Source organism: Agromyces sp. Root81, from assembly GCF_001429165.1.
Classification (GTDB): Bacteria; Actinomycetota; Actinomycetes; order Actinomycetales; family Microbacteriaceae; genus Agromyces.
This window is the reverse complement of sequence record NZ_LMIR01000002.1, coordinates 754,159-772,157: the sequence shown is the minus strand read 5'-3', so window position 1 is coordinate 772,157 and position 17,999 is coordinate 754,159. Positions and strand designations below refer to the sequence as shown.

Below are 17,999 nucleotides of genomic sequence, written 5' to 3'. Positions count from 1 at the left end.
AGCGATTCCGATGAAGTACCTGATCCAGATCTACAGCAACCCCGAGTCGCGCGCCGTGTGGAGCGCCTTCACGCCTGAGGAGCAGGCCGAGGGCTACGAGTACTACGGACGCATCAGCGACGAACTCGAGTCCAAGGGCGAACTCGTCGCGGCCGAGGCGCTCGCCGACATCTCGCTCGCCAAGCGCGTGACGAACGGCGACGACGGCACGGTCGCGAGCGACGGGCCCTTCGCCGAGACGAAGGAGCTGCTCGCCGGCTTCTACCTCGTCGACTGCGAGAGCGAGGCGCGGGCCGTCGAGATCGCCGCGCGCTTCCCCGAGTCCCAGTTCGGCCTCGTCGAGGTGCGGCCGGTGCTCGAGATGGCGTCGGGCCCCGACGTGTGACGCCCGATGCCTGAGGTCGACGCCGTTCGGGCGCTGCGAGCCGCCGCACCGTCGGCGCTCGCGGTGCTCGTGCGGCGCTACGGCGACTTCGCCGCCTGCGAGGACGCCGTGCAGGAGGCGCTCATCGCGGCCGCCGAGCAGTGGCCGCGTGACGGCGTGCCCGACAGCCCGCGTGCCTGGCTCGTGCGCGTGGCTTCGCGCCGCTACGTCGACGAGGTGCGATCGGATGCCGCGCGCCGCCGCCGCGAGTCGCGCGCCGTCGAACTCGAACCCGAGCCAGGGGCGGTTGCCGCGGTCGACGACACCCTCACCCTCACCCTCTTCCTGCTGTGCTGCCACCCGGCGCTCGGCAGGCCGGCCCAGCTCGCCCTCACACTGCGAGCCGTCGGCGGCCTCACGACCGCCGAGATCAGCAGGGCCCTGCTCCTGCCCGAGCCGACCGTCGCGCAGCGCATCTCACGCGCGAAGGCCCGCATCAGGGCGAGCGGCGAGGGCTTCCGGATGCCGCGGCCGCCCGAGCTCGCCGGCCGGCTCGCAGCACTCCGCCAGGTGCTCTACCTGATCTTCACCGAGGGGCACACGGCGAGTTCCGGCGACGAGCTCGCGCGCGTCGACCTCTCGACCGAGGCGATCCGGCTCACCCGGCAGTTGCAGGCGACCGGGCCCGATGCGTCGGGGGAGACCACGGGGCTGCTCGCGCTCATGCTCCTCACCGATGCGCGGCGCGCGGCACGCTCGGACGGCGCCGGCGGGTTGGTGCCCCTCGACGAGCAGGATCGCTCGCGCTGGGATCGCGACATGATCGACGAAGGGGTCGCGCTCGTCACCGAGGTGCTCGACCGGGCACCGATCGGCCCCTATCAACTGCAGGCCGCGATCGCGGCCGTGCACGACGAGGCGCAGTCGAGCGCCGACACCGACTGGATCGAGATCCTCGGCCTCTACGACCTGCTCGATCGGCTCGCACCCGGGCCGATGGTCTCGCTCGGTCGCATCGTCGCGCTCGCCATGGTCGAAGGTCCGCAGGCGGGGCTCGCGGCGCTCGAGGCATCCGAGTCGTCGACCGGCGGCACGCTCGCCGAGCACCACCGCACCTGGGCGGTGCGCGGGCACCTGCTCGAACTGTCGGGGGCGACGGATGCCGCGTCGCTCGCGTTCACCGAGGCGGCGCGACGCACGCTCAACGGCCCGGAGCAGCGCTATCTCGTGGCCAAGGCCGAGCGGTTGCGCGCTGGGCGCTGACCGCGAAGGGCGGCGTCAGCGAACGAGCAGGCTCGCGATGCCCGACACGATGCTCGTGAGCACTGAGAGTCCGACGAGCGCGCCCGTCACGATCCACGCGGTGCGCTTGTGCTCGTCGTAGCCCTCGAGCGGGCGTCCGTCGCGATCGCGCTGCGCGCCGGTCAGCACGAGCAGGAGGTCGACGAGCACCCATACGCCGAGACCGCCGAGCGTCAGGAGCTTCGCGATCGCCGTGCCGATCTTGCCGAGGTAGAAGCGGTCGGCGCCCCAGAAACCGAGCAGCATCGCGAACAGCCAGGTCGCGATGAACGTGCGGCCGGTGGTGCGGTACGGCTCGTAGGAGAACTGGGGGCCGGACGGCGCGGGCGTGCCGTAGGCGGGCGGGAGCGGCGCGGTCGTCTGGTCCTCGATGGCGTACCCCGGAGGGGCGGGCAGCGTGTACGAGGGGAACTCCGAGGGCGATGCGGGTGCGGGCGGGAACGGCATCGTCGCGTTCGGCACGGCGGCTGGTGCGGGCGGCACCGGCGGTGCGAACGGAGCGGACGGCGGCGCGAACGCGGCGGGTGCGACCGGCGGTGGGAAGGCGACCGGCGGCGCGATCGGCGGCGCGAACGGAGCAGCCGGGGCGACCGGTTGGGCTGTGGACCCGGCCGGGCGTGCCGTCGTCGACTCGTCGATGCCGTCGAATGCCGGCGCCGGGGCGAACGAGGGGAACGGCGGTGCGAACGGCGACACCTGTTCGAGAGGAGGGGCAGGAGCCGGTGCGGGCGGCGCCTGGGCCGCCATCGGTGCAGGTGCGGACGCTGCCGCGGCGGGCAGCGGGTTCGGCGCGGCATCCGCAGGTCTCGGGGCGGTGTGCGGTGTCCAGCCGTTACCGTCCCAATAGCGCAGCGATGCGGCATCCGACTCGTCGTCGTACCAACCGGCCTCAAGCGACACGTTCGCTCCTCTCCTTCTTCTGCATGCGGATGGCGCGCACCGACAGCTGCACGGCCGCGATCACGACGAGCGCGGCGAACAGCCAGTTCGACCACTCGGGCGACATGAGGTGCGCGATGGCGACGCCGCCGAACGAGGCGACGGTCGCCGCGATGCCGGCGATGATGCCGGCCCGCAGGTCGACCACGCCGCCGCGGGCGTTCGTGACGGTGCCGCTGATCGCGGTGGGGATCATGACGGCGAGCGAGGTGCCCTTGGCGACGAGGTCGCTCATGCCGAAGAAGAGGATGAAGGCGGGCACCATGACGAGGCCGCCGCCGATGCCGAAGAGGCCGGACGCCACGCCGATCACGAGTCCGAGGGCGACCATGCCGATGATGGTGAGGGCGTCGAGCTCGACACCGGCCACCGCGCGCTCGGGCACGACGAGCAGCATGCGGATGGCGACCGCGACGAGCAGCGCGATGAACATCCACCGCAGCCAGCCGAGCGGCAGCCGCCGGAGCAGCCGTGCGCCGATCCAGGAGCCGATGATGCCGCCAGCGGCCACGAACAGGGCCGGGATCAGGGCGACCTCGCCGTTCGCGAAGTAGACGATCGAACCCACGATCGCCGTCGGCACGATCGCCGCGAGCGAGGTCGCCGAGGCGCGTCGCTGGTCCATGCCGGCGAACGTCACGAACAGCGGCACCATGAGGATGCCGCCGCCGACGCCGAAGGCTCCCGAGAGCAGCCCGCCGACGGCGCCGATCAGTGCGAGCCGGAGCCAGGAGGCGCGGCGTTCGGCAGCGGCGGCGGACGAGTCGGCGGAAGTCACCCGCCTACTGTACTGGCGCGACCTCCCCGTGGAGGTGGCGGATGTCGAGCAGGGTCGTACAGGCCTACGCGGCGCGGTCGGCGGGCACCGCGGCGAGGGCCGGCTCAGGCTCGGGAGCCGCCGTGGGCATGGCGTCGATGGGCTCGACCGCGATGTCGTCGAACCCGAGGTCGGCGGAGGGCCTCGCGGCATCCGTCAGGCTCGGCAATGCGCCCTCGGTCAGCGAGGCGGCGACGAGGCCCGCGCGGCGCACACCTCGCGCGAGCACCACGATCAGCACACCGAGCACCGCGCCCGTCGTGTTCATCACGAGGTCGCGCGGATCGGAGATGCGAGTGGGCTCGGGCACCTGCACGAGTTCGATGACGACGGTGAAGCCGAGGCCGGCGAGCATCGCGAGCGGCCAGCGGCGACGGGGGATGAGGAGCGCCGCGAGCACGCCGACGGGCACGAAGATCGCCACGTTGAAGGCGATCTCGGCGAGATAGCCGGTCGTCCAGGTGACGGGAGCCGTCCACGCGTCAGGGTTCAGGATGCCGCCGTCGACCTGATGCCCGGCGGTGCGCCACGGTGCCGGACCGATCGTCGCCCACAGCACCGCGGCTGCGTATGCAGCAGCGACGAGACCGAGGGGGCGGCGGTTCATGCCTCGATTCTCCACCCATTCGCTGGGTGCGTGCTGGCACCCTGCCGGAATCGCGCCGATCATGAGGAATTTCCGACGAAGGTCTTCCCAGGTCACGATTCGGTCGCGTACCGTGTGAAGCTGAACGTCACCCGATAGGGTATGTTCACTGATTCCTCCATCAAGCGGGCGCTCGCCCGTGCCTCCATCTGATTGCCCGGAGGCGGACCGATCCGCGTGGCATGACCCGATACGAGACGGCGGATGCCTGAGCGCACACCCGCCCCTCGCCCCCGCTCCGTCGGCAACCCGCCGTGCGGGGCAGCGGTCGACCGTCGATCGCATCGGGCCGCACCAGCAGCCCATAGGACAGAAGGACAGCAGTATGGCAACCGGAACCGTCAAGTGGTTCAACGCCGAAAAGGGCTTCGGCTTCATCGCTCCCGACGACGGCTCGGCCGACGTCTTCGCGCACTTCAGCGCCATCTCGGGCAACGGCTACCGTTCGCTCGAAGAGGGCCAGAAGGTCGAATTCGAGGTCGCACAGGGCCCGAAGGGTCTGCAGGCCGAGAACATCCGCGGCCTCTAGGCCTCGGCACACCACGAGAACGCCCCCGCAGCGCAAGCTGCGGGGGCGTTCGTCGTCCCGGCATGCGGCATCTCGAAAGTTTCCCAGCACTTGCACATGCGATGGGGCTAGAGTCGAGTCATCTGCAGTGGGGTGTTCTCCCCGCGTGACACGGCTGGGAAGTCGACGAAAAGTCGGGACGAAGCAACATCTCTCACGCCGAAGCACTCGGTGCGATGCAGGCGACGAAGCCCCGCACCGGTCCCGCGGACATCACGCGGAACACCACCGCCTTCTCGCTGGGTACCGACGAGTCGATTCTCTCGAGTTCCTCCCGCAGATCCTCCCTCGCAGCGCCTGTCGCGGCCGACCTCACCGTCGCAGACCCGGCCGCGAACTCCGTGCGATTCATTCGCACCACGAACTTCCGGCGGCGGACGTCGCCGTCGGAACCCCGCACGACCTGAGGTCGTGCACGTCGCAGCCGTTTCGGCGGCTCGGCTTTACAGAAGGAAAAGAATATGGCAACCGGAACCGTCAAGTGGTTCAACGCCGACAAGGGCTTCGGCTTCATCGCTCCTGACGACGGCTCGGCCGACGTCTTCGCGCACTTCAGCGCGATCGCATCGGGCGGCTACCGCTCGCTCGAGGAGAACCAGAAGGTCGAATTCGAGACCGCCCGCGGCCCCAAGGGCCTGCAGGCTGAGAACATCACGGTCATTTCGTAAGTTCTCGCATCCCTTTCGATCGGGTGTCGGCGCGCTGAGCGCGCGGGCACCTGATCCACGAGCGGATGTCGCGGCAGCCGCCTCTTCGTGAGGCAGGCGCCGCGGCATCCGCTCTGTGCATTTCCGGCGCCGTCTGCTCCGCACGGCGGGTCACGCCGCCGCGACATCCGGGCGTCTTCAAAGCTTCGGCCCCTAGGGTCGGAGATGTCGAAACCCGCCCGATCGATCCGGTCGGCCCCGAAGAAGGAGCCCCCCTATGCAGTGCCCCAGTGACGGAACCGTGCTCGTGATGAGCGAGCGAAGCGGCATCGAGATCGACTACTGCCCGAACTGCCGTGGCGTGTGGCTCGACCGGGGCGAGCTCGACAAGATCGTCGAGCGCGCGGCGCGCGAGTTCGCTGCGCCCGCCCAGGCCGCACCGGCCCCGCCCGCTCCTCCGGCGCAGCCGCAGGCCCCGGCCTACGGCCAGCCCTCGTACCAGCAGTCGTACGACAACCGCGGGTACGACCGCGGGTACGACAACCGCGGCCAGGGCGACTACCGCAAGATGAAGAAGGAGAGCTGGCTCTCCGAGCTCTTCGACTGAATCAGCCGAAGTTCCGAACCACGCTGAACGACGTCGGCGTGCAGGTGTAGGTCGACTGGCCCACCTGATGCACGCCGTCGCCGAGCTGCGCGCACGTCTGGGCGGCGTCGATGAGCGTCGGAACGGCGAGCCCCAGGAAGAGCAACGTGATGGCGACGCCGATCGAGCCGATGATGACACCCGCGAGTGCGAACCCGTTCGACGCGCCGGCACGCTTCGCCTTCACGAGCGCGATCACGCTGAGCACGAGACCGACGAGGTTCGTGAGCGGCACGAGCGAGAGCGCGAAGCCGACGACGCCCAGGGTGCGGCTGGGCACGGGCTCGGGTGCAGGGGGTGCGTCGACGGACGTCGTCGGTGTGCTGGGCAAGGGGCTCGGCGAGGTCGGGTCGAGCTCGGTGTCATTGGGCATGGCGTCAATAGTGGCGGAACCGGCCAGCCTGCGATAGCCGGGAGGCCGCTCGCTCCGCCTCCCGCGCGGAGGCGGAGCGAGGCGACATGGGTCAGGCGGCGAGCGCGTCGATGACCCGCCGTGCCACCGACACGCTCGACTGCGGGTTCTGACCAGTGACCAGGTTGCCGTCGACGACCACGTGATCGCTCCACGGGGCGGCGGAGTCGATGACGGCGCCCGCGGCGCGGAGGGCCGACTCGACCCACCATGGAGTGTTCTCGCCGGTGCCGCCGGTGCGCTCCTCTTCGTCGGTGAAGACGGTGAGGGTGCGGCCGGCGAAGGCGTTCGATCCGTCGGCGAGCTTCGCCGAGAGCAGGGCTGCCGGCCCGTGGCAGAAGGGTGCGATGACCGCGCCGGCCGTGTCCGCCGCGATGAGCACCCGGCCGACGTTCGCGTCGAACGCGAGGTCGGCCATCGGCCCGTGACCGCCGGGCAAGACGATCGCGGCGTAGTCGGCGGCATCGACGTCGGCGACGGGAACGGCCGCCGCGAGGTCGCCGGCGATCGCGTCGAGGTAGTCGGCGAGCTCGCGTGCCTGCGCATCGCCGCCGGCCTGCGAGGGATCGAGGCTTCCGGCATCCACCGTCGGGGTGACGCCGCCCGGCGTGGCGATCGTGATGGTGTGGCCGGCAGCCACGAGTTCGCGGTGCGCGGTCACGAGTTCTTCGGCCCAGAATCCGGTCGGATGCTGCGAGCCGTCCTTCATCGTGAGCGTGTTCGCGCCGGTGACGATCATGAGGATGTTGCTCATTCGGGTTTCCCTTTCGTGTGCTGTGCTGGTGCGGTCGGCGGTCAGGCGGCGTTGAACTCCGCGGCGTGCGGGCCCGTGCGGCCGTCCCGCTCGAGAGCGTCGATCGCCACCAGGTCCTCGGCGGTCAGCTCGAAGTCGAACACGGCGAGGTTCTCTGCGATGCGGCTCGGCGTCACCGACTTGGAGATCACGACGCGCCCCTGCTGCAGGTGCCAGCGCAGCACGACCTGCGCGGGTGTCACGTCGTGGCGTACTGCGATGGCGATGACGGATGCCTCGCCGAGCACGACGCCCTGGGCGAGCGGGCTCCACGCCTCGGTGACGATGCCGTGCCGCTCGTTCGCTGCGGCCGTGGCGCGATTCTGCAGTGCGGGATGCAGCTCGACCTGGTTCAGCGCAGGCACGACCGTGCTCGCGGCGACGAGGCGTTCGAGGTGCTCGGGCTCGAAGTTCGAGACGCCGATCGCGCGCACTCGCCCATCGGCGTGGAGCCGTTCGAGCGCTCGCCACGTGTCGAGGGCACCTGGTAGACGCCGAAGCCGAGCTGCGGCATCCGCACGCCGTTGTTGAGGGTGACGGCGGGCACGGTGGTGAGGTCGGTCATGGTCTCGCTTTCAGATCTTGGAGGGTGGGGAGGGTCAGATGGCGGTTGCCGCGGTGGGCGCCCCGTCGAGGCGGGCGGGGCCTGCGGCATCCGTTCGTGGGATTCGTCGCGCAGTCGCGGCGGCGATGACCATCACGACGAGCGCGGCGGCGGTGATGACCGCGCCGACCCAGATCGGCGAGGTGTAGCCGAGGCCCGCCGCGATCGTGAGGCCGCCGGTCCAGGCGCCGAGCGCATTGCCGAGGTTGAAGGCGGCGATGTTCGCCCCGGAGGCGAGGGTCGGGGCACGATCGGCGTACCGCATCACGCGGCTCTGCAGAGCGGGCACCGTGCCGAACCCGAAGCCGCCCATGGCGGTCAGGAGCACGATCGTGGCGACGGGGTTCGGGGCGAGCCAGGCGAAGAGCACGAGCACGACCAGCAGGGCGGAGATGAAGCCCAGCAGGGTGCCGTCGATCGAGCGGTCGGCGAGGCGTCCGCCGATCCAGTTGCCGACGACGAGACCGCCGCCGAAGAGCACGAGCAGCCACGGCACGGCGTTCGAGGCGAAGCCGCTCACCTCGGTGAGCGTGTAGGCGATGTAGGTGAATGCGCCGAACATGCCGCCGAAGCCCAGCACCGTCACCGTGAGCGAGAGCCACACCTGGCCGGAGCGGAACGCGGTGAGTTCGCGGCGGAGGCTCGGCGCCGGCCCGTCCGTCCGAAGGTTCGGCACGAGGGTCGCGATGCCGACGAGCGCGACCACGCCGATCGCCGAGATGGCCCAGAAGGTCGAGCGCCAGCCGAACTCCTGGCCGAGGAACGTGCCGAACGGCACCCCGAGCACGTTGGCCGCGGTGAGGCCGGTGAACATGACCGCGATGGCACCGGCGGCCTTCTCGGGTGCGACGAGGCCGGCGGCGACGACCGAGCCGATGCCGAAGAAGGCACCGTGGCAGAGTGCCGCGATGATGCGGCCGGTCATCATGAGCTCGTACGTCGGCGCCACCGCGGAGATCGCGTTGCCGGCGATGAAGAGCACGAGCAGCCCGGTGAGGACCGGCTTGCGGGGGAGCCGGGTCGTGGCGGCCGTCAAGCCGAGCGCGCCGACGACCACTGCGAGCGCGTAGCCGGAGATGAGCCAGCCTGCTGCGGCCTCGGTGACGCCGAAGTCGGCGGCCACTTCGGGGAGCAGGCCCATGATCACGAACTCGGTGAGCCCGATGCCGAAGCCCCCGATGGCGAGGGCGATGAGTCCGAGGGGCATGCGTGGTTCTCCTGTTACACTGGATCAACTAGTTGCACACGCGTTCTATTGCGCAAGCGACGTTAATGCTTGCACACGCAATTAGAAAGCGCAAGCAACTAACTGACCCGAGGAGGAGACATGGGCATCGCCGATGACGCCGTCGAGGTGCGGGCGCAGGGTTGGCGCACGCTCGCCGCCCTGCACGGACTCATCGAGTCGGAGCTCGAGCGTGCGCTCGCGGCATCCGTCGATCTCTCGGTCGTCGAGTACACCGTGCTCGATGCGCTCAATCGCCAGGACGGCTGGCACATGCGCATGCAGCAGCTCGCGCGCGCGGCGGCACTCAGCCCGAGCGCGACGACCCGGCTCGTGAACCGGCTCGAAGACCGAGCGCTGCTCACGCGCATCCTCTGCGCCGATGACCGGCGCGGGATCTACACCGAGCTCACCGCCGCCGGGCGTTCGCTCTACGAGCGCGCGAGGCCGATCCACGACGAGACGCTCGAGCGGGTGCTCGCCGAAGCGGGCGATCAGCCCGAGCTCGCGCCCGTCGTCGAGGCGCTGCACGGGGCGGGGCTGCCCGCATCGCTCGGCTGAGCGACAGTCGGCGGCGCACCGGGACGAGCGGGGTCGAGCCGCGGTGGGTCAGGCTGCGTTCGCGGAGATGTTCACGAGCCAGGTGACGCCGTAGCGATCGGTGCACATGCCGAATGCGTCGCCCCACGGGGCGACCTCGAGCGGCACGATCTGCGAGCCGCTCGCGAGGAGCTGGTCCCAGTACCCGCGCAGGGTCGCGTCGTCGTCGGGCCCGCCCGACAGCGAGATAGAGATCGGGCCGCCGGTGCCGGGGTCGCCCAGCGCGCTCGGGGTGTCGGCGCCCATCAGCACGATGCCGTCCTCGCCCTCGAGCTGGCCGTGCATGATCTTGTCGGCATCGGCGGGGTCGTCGGCCTGGCCGAACTCGGCGATGGTGTTCGTCGTGAGCTCGCCGCCGAACACCGAGTGGTAGAACTCCATCGCCTCCTTCGCATTCCCCGGGAAGTTCAGGTACGGGTTGAGCGTGACCATGATGCCGCCTTTCGAATCGACGTGGTTGTCGAGGCCGATACTGGTCGCTCGCACCGATGGCGGCAACCCCCGAGCGGATGCTTCCGCCTACGGCGTGCAGGTGTTCGCCGCCGGTTCACCCGCGAAGCGCTCTGCGGTCCAATCGACGAGCTCGCCGAGCAGGGGCGAGTCGCCCGTGACGACCCCCATGTGGTCGCGGCCCGGGTACGTGCGGTAGTCGAGCCGTTGCCCTTCAGCACAGCGCTCGGCGACCCAGTCGGCCTGCGCCTGCGGCAGCACCAGGGGATCGGCGCCGCCCTGGCCACGAGCAGCGGGGCTTCGATCGGCAGCACGGGCACGTTCTGCAGGGCGCGAGCGCCGAGGGCTCCCTCGCCCGGGCTCTTCGACCAGACCGGCTGGTCGCTGAAGACCGAGGTCATGATCGACACGATCGTGCCGGGGTCGGTGAGGCACCGCTGCTGCATCGACTGCATCATGATGCGAGCGCCTGGCCGCACGTAGTCGTTCGCCCGCACATCGGGGTATTGGGCGGCGTACGCCGCGAGGGCGAACGAGCCGAAGACGCCGCCGGCGGCCGAGTCGCTGAGGCCTGAGAGCAGCGCCGGCAGGTTGCTCGCGGGCGCCATCGCCGCGACGCCGACGAGGTCGAGCTCGGGGGCGTACTCGGGAGCGAGGCCCCCGGTCCAGAGTGCCGCGTGCCCGCCCTGCGAGTGGCCCCACACGACGGTCTCGTCGGCGAGGTCGGCTGCCGCCAGCTGCTGCGCGGCCCGCACCGAGTCGAGCACGCTGCGCGCCTCGCCCTGTCCGATCAGGTACGGCTCGGAGCCATCCGTGCCGAGGCCCGTGTAGTCGGTCGCCACGATCGCCCAACCGGCGGCCAGCGCTTCGTCGAAGTCGGGCATCGCCCCCGCGACGAACGGTTCGTCGAGGAGTGACGGCGCGCAGCCGGTGCCGAACCCCGTCGTGCCGTGCGCCCAGGCGACCACGGGGTGCTCGGCGCCCCCGTCGGGCACGACGACGAGAGCGGATGCCACGGCCGGGCGGCCCTCGTCGACGGTCGTCGTGTAGAGGATGCGCCACGCGCTCGCCCCGTCGGGGATCGTGCGGGTGAACGGTTCGCTCCGGAGGAGCTGCCCGGGCTCTCCGGGCCAGGCGGATCGCGCTCACGATGCGATCGACCCCGAAGATCACCATGCGCACCCCGAACAGGGCGGCGATGACGAAGACGGTGACGTCGCGCCAGGCGAGGGCGAGACTGCCGAGCACGATCGAGGCGAGGGCGAGCATCAGGTCGGCCGCGCGCTGGTCCGTCTCGCCGCGGACGGCGCGCAGGCCGTTCACCGCGCCGGTGACGATGAGCGCGACTCCGACGATGATCGTCAGGGTGCCGATGGTGAGTCCGGGCAGCAGCAGCACGAGGAGCCCGGCGGCGATCCACACGATGCCCATGGCCAGTGCCGTCACCGGCCGACCGGCCTGCGTCAGCTCCGAGACGCCGTGCACGATGAGCCCCACAGCGAGCAGCATGATCAGCACGCCGAGCGAGCCGAACGGATGGAAGACGAGGAGCGCCCCGATGGCCGCGCAGACGACACCGACGAGGGCGGAGAGCCACCAGGGGAGTCGGGCGACGATGCGCGTGAAGGGGCCGCCGCCTTCGAGGAGTCTCGCCACTCGTGAAGACTACTGAGCCGCACGGGTGCCGCCGCGGCGCCTCGCTCGTGGTCGGGTCTTGACAGCGGCATCCGACCGTCGTATCGTTTAATCAATCACATGGTTGATCAATGAATCGGTTGGAGAGGAGTCGGGGTGATGATCATCGACCCGAGTGCAGACGACCGCCTCGACCACGCCTTCATGGCACTGGCCGACCCGGTGCGCCGGGCCATCATCGCCCGCCTGAGCCGGGGGCCGGCCACGGTCAACGAGCTCGCCGAACCGTTCGCGATCACCAAGCAGGCCGTCTCGAAGCACATCCAGGTGCTCGAGCATGCGGGGCTCGTCACCAGGACACGTGACGCGCAGCGCCGACCCGTGCACCTCGACGCGGCCCAGCTTGAAGCGCTCACCGCGTGGATCGACCGCTACAGGTTGATCCACGAGCAGCAGTTCCGCGCATTGGACGCGCTGCTCGCCCAAGCCCCCGGCCCGGAGGCCGGGGCATCCGTCGCCACTGAAACCGGCGACCACCTCTGAAGCCGGCGATGCCGCCGGCCGCATCAGGAAAGAGACTGAGATCATGACGAACCCCGTCACCATCACCGCCCCCGAGGGCGTGCCCTTCATCGACATCGAGCGCGAGTTCGACGTCCCGGTCGAGGCGCTCTTCAACGCGCACCGCGACCCCGAGCTCGTGAAGCAGTGGCTCGGCCCGAACGGCTACGAGATGAAGATCGAACGCTGGGACTTCGTGCCGCAGGGCGGCTACCGTTACCTGCACACCGACGCCGGGGGAGACACCTACGCCTTCAACGGCACGTTCCACAACGTGCGCGAGAACGAGTTCGCGATCCAGACCTTCGAGTTCGAGGGCTACCCCGACGTCGTGGCCATCGAGTCGATCGCCTTCGAAGACCTCGGCGGCGGGCGCTCGCGACTCCTCATCCACTCTACCTACCCGAGCCTCGAGGCCCGCGACGGCATGGTGCAGTCCAACATGGAGCTCGGTGTCCGCGAAGGCTACGAGCGGCTCGAAGGCCTGCTCGCCGCCTGAGCGACCCTCAGCTCGATCACCGCAACCGAAGGGAGCACCCCATGGACTGGACACTCGAAGTCGTCATCGTTCCCGTGAGCGACCTCGACCGATCGATCGCCTTCTACCGCGACCGGCTCGGCTTCGCACTCGACCACGACACCCGCAACGAGCACATGCGCGTGGCGCAGCTCACGCCGCACGGCTCGGGCTGCTCGATCGTGATCGGCTCGCTGCCGTCGCAGAACGAGATGGCGCCCGGCTCGCTGCACGGCCTGCAGCTCGTCGTCGCCGACGCCGAGGCCGCCCGCGCCGAACTCATCGGGCGCGGCGTCGAGGCGAGTGAGATCACCGTCTTCGACGAGCGCGACGGCGGCACCTTCTTCGGCTTCGCCGACCCCGACGGCAACACCTGGGCCGTGCAGCAGATCAAGGCCCGCGGCGCGACGCCGCTCATCCCGCTCGACGCCCGCCAGCGCTTCGGCGCCGAGCAGGAGGCATGAGCGGGCGACGGTATCGATCGAGCGGATGGCGCGGGGCGGCCCTCATCGAGTGGCTCGCCCCGCGGCATCCGCACGCCTGATGCGCATCGCGCGATCAGGGCCCGCGGCTCGCGCCCTCGGCGTAGGCTCGTGCCGACGACCGCGCCCCGCGGGCCCGGCCTCCACGCGGTACCCGACGACTGGAGCATCATGCAGACTCGCACCCTCGGCCGCACCGCTCGCACTGTCTCGGTCATCGGCCTCGGCACCTGGCAGCTCGGCGCCGACTGGGGCGAGGTCGCAGCGGGCGACGCGTTCGCCGTGCTCGACGCCGCGCGGGAAGCCGGGGTCACCTTCTTCGACACGGCCGACGTCTACGGCGACGGGCGGAGCGAGACGCTCATCGGCGCGTGGCTCCGCGCGAATCCCGGTTCGGGCGTCACCGTCGCCACGAAGATGGGCCGTCGGATGCCGCAGGAGCACGCCAACTACTCGGCCGAGCACTTCCGGGCGTGGGTCGACCGTTCGCGCGCGAACCTCGGTGTCGAGCGGCTCGATCTCGTGCAGCTGCACTGCCCGCCCACGTCCGTGTACGGCGACGAGCGGGTCTTCGACGCACTCGACGCGCTCGTCCACGACGGCTCGATCGCGGCGTACGGCGTGAGCGTCGAGCGGGTCGACGAGGCGCTCACGGCGATCGCGCGGCCGCACGTCGCGACCGTGCAGATCATCCTGAACGCGTTCCGGCTGAAGCCGCTCGACGAGGTACTGCCTGCCGCCGTCGCGGCCGGGGTCGGCATCATCGCCCGGGTGCCCCTCGCGAGCGGACTGCTCTCGGGGCGCTACACGAGCGAGACGATCTTCGCCGCGAACGACCACCGCAGCTTCAACCGGCACGGCGAGGCGTTCGACGTCGGCGAGACGTTCTCGGGCGTCGACTACGAGACGGGCGTGCGCGCGGCATCCGAGTTCTCCGCGCTCGCCCGCGAGGCGGCGCCGGCCGCCTCGCCCGCCCAGGTCGCCCTCGCCTGGATCGCCTCGCAGCCGGGAGTGAGCTCGGTGATCCCGGGGGCGCGCTCGCCGCAGCAGGCACGGGCGAATGCCGAAGCCGGCTCGCTGCGCCTGCCGGAGTCGTTCGACGCGGCGGTGCGCGACCTCTACGACCGTGAGATCAGAGCCACCGTGCACGAGCGCTGGTAGTCGCCCTCGGCCCGCTCGCGCACCGACACCCCGCATCGAAGCGCAGAAACTCCCCCCGAATGGGGTGCAACGCCGATACGCTGCACAGGTGTGGTGTTAGCGGGGGGCTGACAGTGACGATTCCGGATGCATCGCGGGGCGAGCCTTCGCCGTGCCGTGCGAACGAGCCCGCAATCGTCACCACCCTCCTTCGACCCGTCGACCTGACGGGCAGATCCGAACACGCGATCCGTACGAAGGAAGGAATCGAATGATCACTCAACGAGTCACAGCGTTCGAGCACGGTGGGGCTGGCGCCCTCCGCCTCGAGGGAAGCACGGGCCGGGTTCGAGCGAACCGGATCCTCGGGCTGGCCTCCGCCGGTCTGATCGTGGTCACGCTCATCGTCGCGGGGCAGGCGCAGAGCGCCCAGGCCACGGCCGATCACTCACGGGCGAAGGCGCTCGCGGTCGAGGAGGTCGGCGGTCAGGTGGGCGTCGGCGCCGCGGGCGTCGACGTCGCGGGGCTTCGGGATGCCGCGGCCGCGCAGTCCGCGACCGAGGCGGTGCACGGCGCACAGGGCCTCGCTGCGGAGGCCGGTGCCGAGCTCGGCACCGCGGGCGTCGCGTCGCTGCTGTCGCTGCGCAACGCCGTGATCGCCGAGGTCGGCACCGGAGCCTCTGCGGCGTCCGTCGCCACGGCGGCCACCGCACTCCGTGCCGAGCACGGCGCGGTCGCTGCGGCGCTCGCGGCGCATCGCGAGGCGGTCGCCGCGCAGCTCGCCGCCGAGGCCGCTGCTGCGGACGCCGCACGGGTGGCGGCCGAGCAGGTCTCCGACGAGGCCGCATGGTCGGGCGACGCGAGCGGCTCGGATGCCGCGGCATCCGCTTCGGGCGAGGCGACCGCTGCGGAACCGGCGGCCGGCGCGAACCCGTACACCTCGGAGTTCTACCCCGGACTGCCGGCGGCACCGCGACCCGACGACTGCGGCCCGTGCAACGGCAAGGAGATGATCCCGGTGTACTACAACGGCGCGTACGCGTGGGGCTGCAACGCCTGATCGAACGGGTGGAACGACGGGCGCTCGGGGGACCGGGCGCCCGTCGTCGTCTCAGCGGTCGTCGCCGCCCGGGCGGTCGGGCGCGAAGCTCCAGCCCGTGATCCACTTCGGATCCTCGCCGCGCTCGTACGCGTACTTCCGTGCCGCGGCGCGTGCGGCGTGCCACTCGTCGGCGATCTCCGCGGTGCCGGTGCGGCCTTCGAGCCCTGGCACCCGGTGCAGCACGTCGAGCGCGAGCCGGTACCGGTCGAGTTCGTTCAGGTGCAGCATGTCGAACGGCGTCGTCGTCGTGCCCTTCTCGATGAAGCCCCGCACGTGCAGGTTCCGGTGGTTGGCGCGCCGGTAGGCGAGCTGGTGGATGACCGACGGGTAGCCGTGGAACGCGAAGATCACCGGAGCGTCGGTCGTGAACATCGCGTCGAATGCCCGGTCGGGGAGCCCGTGCGGGTGGTGCGACGGGTCCTGCAGACGCATGAGGTCGACCACGTTCACGACGCGCACCCGGAGGTCGGGCAGTCGCTCGCGCAGCAGTTGCGCCGCCGCCACGGTCTCCATCGTCGGCACGTCGCCCGCGCAGGCCATGACGACGTCGGGCACGGATGCCGCGGGGTCGGCCGCGTCGTAGCCCGGCTCGTTGCCCGCCTCCGCCCAGATGCCGATGCCCTGCTCGACGTGCGCCTCTGCCTCCGCAAGGGTCATCCACTGCGGTGCCGGCTGCTTGCCGGCCACGATCACGTTCACCCGGTTCTGCGTGTCGAAGGCGTGCCGCATCACGGCGAGCAGCGTGTTCGCGTCGGGTGGAAGGTAGACGCGTGCCACGTCGGCCTGCTTGTTCACCACGATGTTGAGGAACCCAGGATCCTGGTGCGAGAAGCCGTTGTGGTCCTGACGCCACACGTGCGAGGAGAGCAGGAAGTTGAGTGACGCGAGGTCGCCGCGCCATGGCACCCGGCTCGCCGACTCGAGCCACTTCGCGTGCTGGTTGACCATCGAGTCGACGATGTGGATGAACGCCTCGTAGCTCGTGATGAGCCCATGCCGTCCGGTCAGCAGATACCCCTCGAGCATGCCCTGCATGAGGTGCTCGCTGAGGGCCTCGATCACGCGGCCCTCACGGGCCAGGTGCTCGTCGAGCGGATCCAACGCCTCCGCCCAGACGCGCGCGGTCACGTCGAACACGGCGCCCAGCCGGTTGGAGAGCACCTCGTCGGGGCCGAAGAGCCGCACATCGTCGGGATTGCGGCGCATGAGCTCCGCGAACCATTCGCCGAGGACTCTCGTCGACTCCGCCGAGTCGCCTCGGTCGCCGGGATCGACGTCGAGTGCGAAGGCGTCGATCGGTGGCAGGTCGAGGGACCGCACGATGCCGCCGTTCGCGATCGGGGTCGCGCTCATCCGCAGGTCGCCGTGCGGCCGCAGTGCGTCGAGGCCGGCGACCGGCCGGCCGTCCCGGTCGAAGAGCTCCTCGGGCCGGTACGACCGGAGCCATGCCTCGAGCATCGCGAGGTGCTCGGGGTTCTCGCGCACGGCGGCGAGCGGCACCTGGTGCGCGCGGAACGTGCCCTCCACCTGCACGCCGTCGACCATGCGGGGGCCGGTCCACCCCTTCGGCGTCCGCAGCACGATGGCCGGCCAGCGCGGTGCCGTCTCGGCGAACGCGCCGGCCGCGGCATCCGCCCGGATCGCGGCGATGCGCTCGTAGGCGACGTCGACGGCGTCGGCCATTCGGCCGTGCACGGCCATCGGGTCCTCGCCGTCGAACCCGCCGGTCACGAGCAGCGGTTCGTAGCCGTTGCCGCGGAAGAAGTCGACGAGCTCGGCCTCCGGGATGCGCGCGAGCAGCGTCGGATTGGCGATCTTGTAGCCGTTGAGGTGCAGGATCGGCAGCACCGCGCCATCCGTCGCCGGGTTCAGGAAGGAGTGCCCGCGCCAGCTCGCGGCGAGCGGGCCGGTCTCGGCCTCACCGTCGCCCACGACGCACGCGACCACGAGGCCGGGGTTGTCGAGCGCCGCGCCGAAGGCGTGCATGAGCGAGTAGCCGAGCTCGCCGCCCTCGTTGATCGAGCCGGGCGTCTCGGGCGCCGCATGCGACGGGATGCCGCCCGGGAACGAGAACTGCCGGAAAAGCCGCCGCATGCCCTCTGCATCGGCGCTGATCGCGGGGAAGAGCTCGGAGTAAGTGCCGTCGAGCCAGGCGTTGGCGACCATGGCCGGGCCGCCGTGACCCGGGCCGCAGACGTAGAGCGTCGGGGTGCCGCGTTCGACGATGGCCCGATTCAGGTGCGCGTAGACGAGGTTCAGCCCCGGCGAGGTGCCCCAGTGTCCGAGCAGGCGCGGCTTGATGTCGGCCGGTTCGAGCGGCCTGGCCAGCAACGGGTTCGCCATCAGGTAGATCTGGCCGACGCTCAGGTAGTTCGCGGCGCGCCACCAGGCGTCGACGATCTCGAGCGGGACCTGCGGTCTGCGTGCCTCGGCCATGTCTTCCCCCGTCGACTCGGCGTTCGATTCGAGCCTAGGTCGAAGCCCGACGATCGGGAAGGAGCGGCAGCGACTAACGTCGGGGATGATGAGGCCCGCGATGCACCCCGACG

20 protein-coding genes and 2 pseudogenes are annotated in these 17,999 nt (G+C 70.8%); 11 read left to right on the top strand and 11 right to left on the bottom strand.

The window, feature by feature from the left end; translation table 11 throughout:
• Positions 1 to 10: 10 nt before the first annotated feature.
• Together ASE14_RS08650 and ASE14_RS08645 are read left to right on the top strand one after the other, a co-directional pair.
• Positions 11 to 385 (top strand): YciI family protein, encoded by a 375-nt coding sequence (locus ASE14_RS08650; RefSeq protein ID WP_056653562.1) that lies wholly within the window; start codon positions 11 to 13, stop codon positions 383 to 385.
• A 6-nt stretch (positions 386 to 391) separates the two neighbouring features.
• Positions 392 to 1,627: an RNA polymerase sigma factor gene (locus ASE14_RS08645; protein ID WP_056653559.1), complete on the top strand. Its 1,236-nt coding sequence runs from the start codon at positions 392 to 394 to the stop codon at positions 1,625 to 1,627.
• Between the two features lie 15 nt (positions 1,628 to 1,642).
• Here the strand turns inward: ASE14_RS08645 and ASE14_RS21165 are convergent, their stop codons facing one another.
• The 3 genes from ASE14_RS21165 to ASE14_RS21160 form a co-directional block, all read right to left on the bottom strand.
• Positions 1,643 to 2,566 (bottom strand): NINE protein, encoded by a 924-nt coding sequence (locus tag ASE14_RS21165; protein ID WP_082600355.1) that lies wholly within the window; start codon positions 2,564 to 2,566, stop codon positions 1,643 to 1,645.
• Positions 2,556 to 3,383, bottom strand: coding sequence for a sulfite exporter TauE/SafE family protein (locus ASE14_RS08635; RefSeq protein ID WP_056653554.1), 828 nt, complete (start codon positions 3,381 to 3,383; stop codon positions 2,556 to 2,558). Before ASE14_RS08635 ends, ASE14_RS21165 begins: the two co-directional genes overlap by 11 nt.
• Positions 3,384 to 3,447: 64 nt before the next feature.
• Entirely contained in the window at positions 3,448 to 4,029 is a 582-nt protein-coding gene (locus tag ASE14_RS21160; protein ID WP_056653552.1) for a VanZ family protein, read from the bottom strand.
• A gap of 364 nt (positions 4,030 to 4,393) precedes the next feature.
• On the opposite strand from ASE14_RS21160, the gene ASE14_RS08625 reads away from it, so the two are divergent.
• From ASE14_RS08625 to ASE14_RS08610, 3 genes are all read left to right on the top strand, one after another.
• A complete protein-coding gene (locus tag ASE14_RS08625; RefSeq protein WP_022893782.1) occupies positions 4,394 to 4,597 on the top strand; it encodes a cold-shock protein in 204 nt (67 codons plus the stop codon).
• A 500-nt stretch (positions 4,598 to 5,097) separates the two neighbouring features.
• Complete coding sequence (locus ASE14_RS08615; RefSeq protein ID WP_022893778.1) at positions 5,098 to 5,304, top strand: cold-shock protein; 207 nt, start codon at positions 5,098 to 5,100, stop codon at positions 5,302 to 5,304.
• A gap of 256 nt (positions 5,305 to 5,560) precedes the next feature.
• Positions 5,561 to 5,890 carry a zf-TFIIB domain-containing protein gene (locus ASE14_RS08610; protein ID WP_056653545.1) on the top strand — a complete coding sequence of 110 codons (330 nt, stop codon included), beginning with the start codon at positions 5,561 to 5,563 and terminating at the stop codon, positions 5,888 to 5,890.
• A gap of 1 nt (position 5,891) precedes the next feature.
• On the opposite strand, the gene ASE14_RS08605 is transcribed toward ASE14_RS08610, so the two are convergent.
• From ASE14_RS08605 to ASE14_RS08590, 4 genes and pseudogenes are all read right to left on the bottom strand, one after another.
• Complete coding sequence (locus ASE14_RS08605) at positions 5,892 to 6,302, bottom strand: DUF4190 domain-containing protein (protein WP_056653542.1); 411 nt, start codon at positions 6,300 to 6,302, stop codon at positions 5,892 to 5,894.
• Positions 6,303 to 6,393: 91 nt separating this feature from the next.
• The gene (locus tag ASE14_RS08600; protein WP_056653539.1) at positions 6,394 to 7,095 is read right to left on the bottom strand and encodes a type 1 glutamine amidotransferase domain-containing protein; all 702 of its coding nucleotides are present in this window, start codon (positions 7,093 to 7,095) and stop codon (positions 6,394 to 6,396) included.
• A 41-nt stretch (positions 7,096 to 7,136) separates the two neighbouring features.
• Positions 7,137 to 7,604 (bottom strand): annotated as a pseudogene (locus ASE14_RS08595) (aldo/keto reductase); the annotation flags it as partial.
• A gap of 129 nt (positions 7,605 to 7,733) precedes the next feature.
• Entirely contained in the window at positions 7,734 to 8,945 is a 1,212-nt protein-coding gene (locus tag ASE14_RS08590) for an MFS transporter (RefSeq protein ID WP_056653532.1), read from the bottom strand.
• A gap of 120 nt (positions 8,946 to 9,065) precedes the next feature.
• On the opposite strand from ASE14_RS08590, the gene ASE14_RS08585 reads away from it, so the two are divergent.
• Positions 9,066 to 9,524: a MarR family winged helix-turn-helix transcriptional regulator gene (locus ASE14_RS08585; protein ID WP_056653529.1), complete on the top strand. Its 459-nt coding sequence runs from the start codon at positions 9,066 to 9,068 to the stop codon at positions 9,522 to 9,524.
• 48 nt (positions 9,525 to 9,572) lie between these two features.
• Here ASE14_RS08585 and ASE14_RS08580 read toward each other — a convergent pair whose 3' ends face one another.
• The 3 genes and pseudogenes from ASE14_RS08580 to ASE14_RS21150 form a co-directional block, all read right to left on the bottom strand.
• Positions 9,573 to 9,995 (bottom strand): VOC family protein, encoded by a 423-nt coding sequence (locus tag ASE14_RS08580; RefSeq protein ID WP_056653526.1) that lies wholly within the window; start codon positions 9,993 to 9,995, stop codon positions 9,573 to 9,575.
• Entirely contained in the window at positions 9,971 to 11,029 is a 1,059-nt protein-coding gene (locus ASE14_RS21155; protein WP_056653523.1) for a lipase family protein, read from the bottom strand. Before ASE14_RS21155 ends, ASE14_RS08580 begins: the two co-directional genes overlap by 25 nt.
• A gap of 160 nt (positions 11,030 to 11,189) precedes the next feature.
• Positions 11,190 to 11,669: pseudogene (locus ASE14_RS21150) on the bottom strand (DUF308 domain-containing protein); the annotation flags it as partial.
• A 138-nt stretch (positions 11,670 to 11,807) separates the two neighbouring features.
• On the opposite strand from ASE14_RS21150, the gene ASE14_RS08565 reads away from it, so the two are divergent.
• The 5 genes from ASE14_RS08565 to ASE14_RS08545 all read left to right on the top strand — a co-directional run bounded on the left by ASE14_RS08565 (position 11,808) and on the right by ASE14_RS08545 (position 15,408).
• Positions 11,808 to 12,191, top strand: a complete 384-nt coding sequence (locus ASE14_RS08565) for a helix-turn-helix transcriptional regulator (RefSeq protein WP_056653518.1) — start codon at positions 11,808 to 11,810, stop codon at positions 12,189 to 12,191.
• 43 nt (positions 12,192 to 12,234) lie between these two features.
• Entirely contained in the window at positions 12,235 to 12,708 is a 474-nt protein-coding gene (locus ASE14_RS08560) for an SRPBCC family protein (protein ID WP_056653516.1), read from the top strand.
• A gap of 41 nt (positions 12,709 to 12,749) precedes the next feature.
• Entirely contained in the window at positions 12,750 to 13,190 is a 441-nt protein-coding gene (locus ASE14_RS08555) for a VOC family protein (RefSeq protein WP_056653513.1), read from the top strand.
• 189 nt (positions 13,191 to 13,379) lie between these two features.
• Positions 13,380 to 14,369, top strand: a complete 990-nt coding sequence (locus ASE14_RS08550; protein ID WP_056656028.1) for an aldo/keto reductase — start codon at positions 13,380 to 13,382, stop codon at positions 14,367 to 14,369.
• A 250-nt stretch (positions 14,370 to 14,619) separates the two neighbouring features.
• A complete protein-coding gene (locus ASE14_RS08545; protein ID WP_056653510.1) occupies positions 14,620 to 15,408 on the top strand; it encodes a hypothetical protein in 789 nt (262 codons plus the stop codon).
• 51 nt (positions 15,409 to 15,459) lie between these two features.
• On the opposite strand, the gene ASE14_RS08540 is transcribed toward ASE14_RS08545, so the two are convergent.
• Complete coding sequence (locus ASE14_RS08540; RefSeq protein WP_056653507.1) at positions 15,460 to 17,886, bottom strand: phosphoketolase; 2,427 nt, start codon at positions 17,884 to 17,886, stop codon at positions 15,460 to 15,462.
• Positions 17,887 to 17,999 lie beyond the last annotated feature (113 nt).

Bases quoted from the DNA above. Each gene is read 5' to 3' on its own strand.
- ASE14_RS08605 (WP_056653542.1), bottom strand. From the start codon at position 6,302: ATGCCCAATGACACCGAGCTCGACCCGACCTCGCCGAGCCCCTTGCCC.
- ASE14_RS08565 (WP_056653518.1), top strand. From the start codon at position 11,808: ATGATCATCGACCCGAGTGCAGACGACCGCCTCGACCACGCCTTCATG.
- ASE14_RS08550 (WP_056656028.1), top strand. From the start codon at position 13,380: ATGCAGACTCGCACCCTCGGCCGCACCGCTCGCACTGTCTCGGTCATC.
- ASE14_RS08615 (WP_022893778.1), top strand. From the start codon at position 5,098: ATGGCAACCGGAACCGTCAAGTGGTTCAACGCCGACAAGGGCTTCGGC.
- ASE14_RS08540 (WP_056653507.1), bottom strand. From the start codon at position 17,886: ATGGCCGAGGCACGCAGACCGCAGGTCCCGCTCGAGATCGTCGACGCC.
- ASE14_RS08600 (WP_056653539.1), bottom strand. From the start codon at position 7,095: ATGAGCAACATCCTCATGATCGTCACCGGCGCGAACACGCTCACGATG.
- ASE14_RS08610 (WP_056653545.1), top strand. From the start codon at position 5,561: ATGCAGTGCCCCAGTGACGGAACCGTGCTCGTGATGAGCGAGCGAAGC.
- ASE14_RS08545 (WP_056653510.1), top strand. From the start codon at position 14,620: ATGATCACTCAACGAGTCACAGCGTTCGAGCACGGTGGGGCTGGCGCC.
- ASE14_RS08650 (WP_056653562.1), top strand. From the start codon at position 11: ATGAAGTACCTGATCCAGATCTACAGCAACCCCGAGTCGCGCGCCGTG.
- ASE14_RS08560 (WP_056653516.1), top strand. From the start codon at position 12,235: ATGACGAACCCCGTCACCATCACCGCCCCCGAGGGCGTGCCCTTCATC.
- ASE14_RS08590 (WP_056653532.1), bottom strand. From the start codon at position 8,945: ATGCCCCTCGGACTCATCGCCCTCGCCATCGGGGGCTTCGGCATCGGG.
- ASE14_RS08580 (WP_056653526.1), bottom strand. From the start codon at position 9,995: ATGGTCACGCTCAACCCGTACCTGAACTTCCCGGGGAATGCGAAGGAG.
- ASE14_RS21160 (WP_056653552.1), bottom strand. From the start codon at position 4,029: ATGAACCGCCGCCCCCTCGGTCTCGTCGCTGCTGCATACGCAGCCGCG.
- ASE14_RS08645 (WP_056653559.1), top strand. From the start codon at position 392: ATGCCTGAGGTCGACGCCGTTCGGGCGCTGCGAGCCGCCGCACCGTCG.
- ASE14_RS08585 (WP_056653529.1), top strand. From the start codon at position 9,066: ATGGGCATCGCCGATGACGCCGTCGAGGTGCGGGCGCAGGGTTGGCGC.
- ASE14_RS08625 (WP_022893782.1), top strand. From the start codon at position 4,394: ATGGCAACCGGAACCGTCAAGTGGTTCAACGCCGAAAAGGGCTTCGGC.
- ASE14_RS08555 (WP_056653513.1), top strand. From the start codon at position 12,750: ATGGACTGGACACTCGAAGTCGTCATCGTTCCCGTGAGCGACCTCGAC.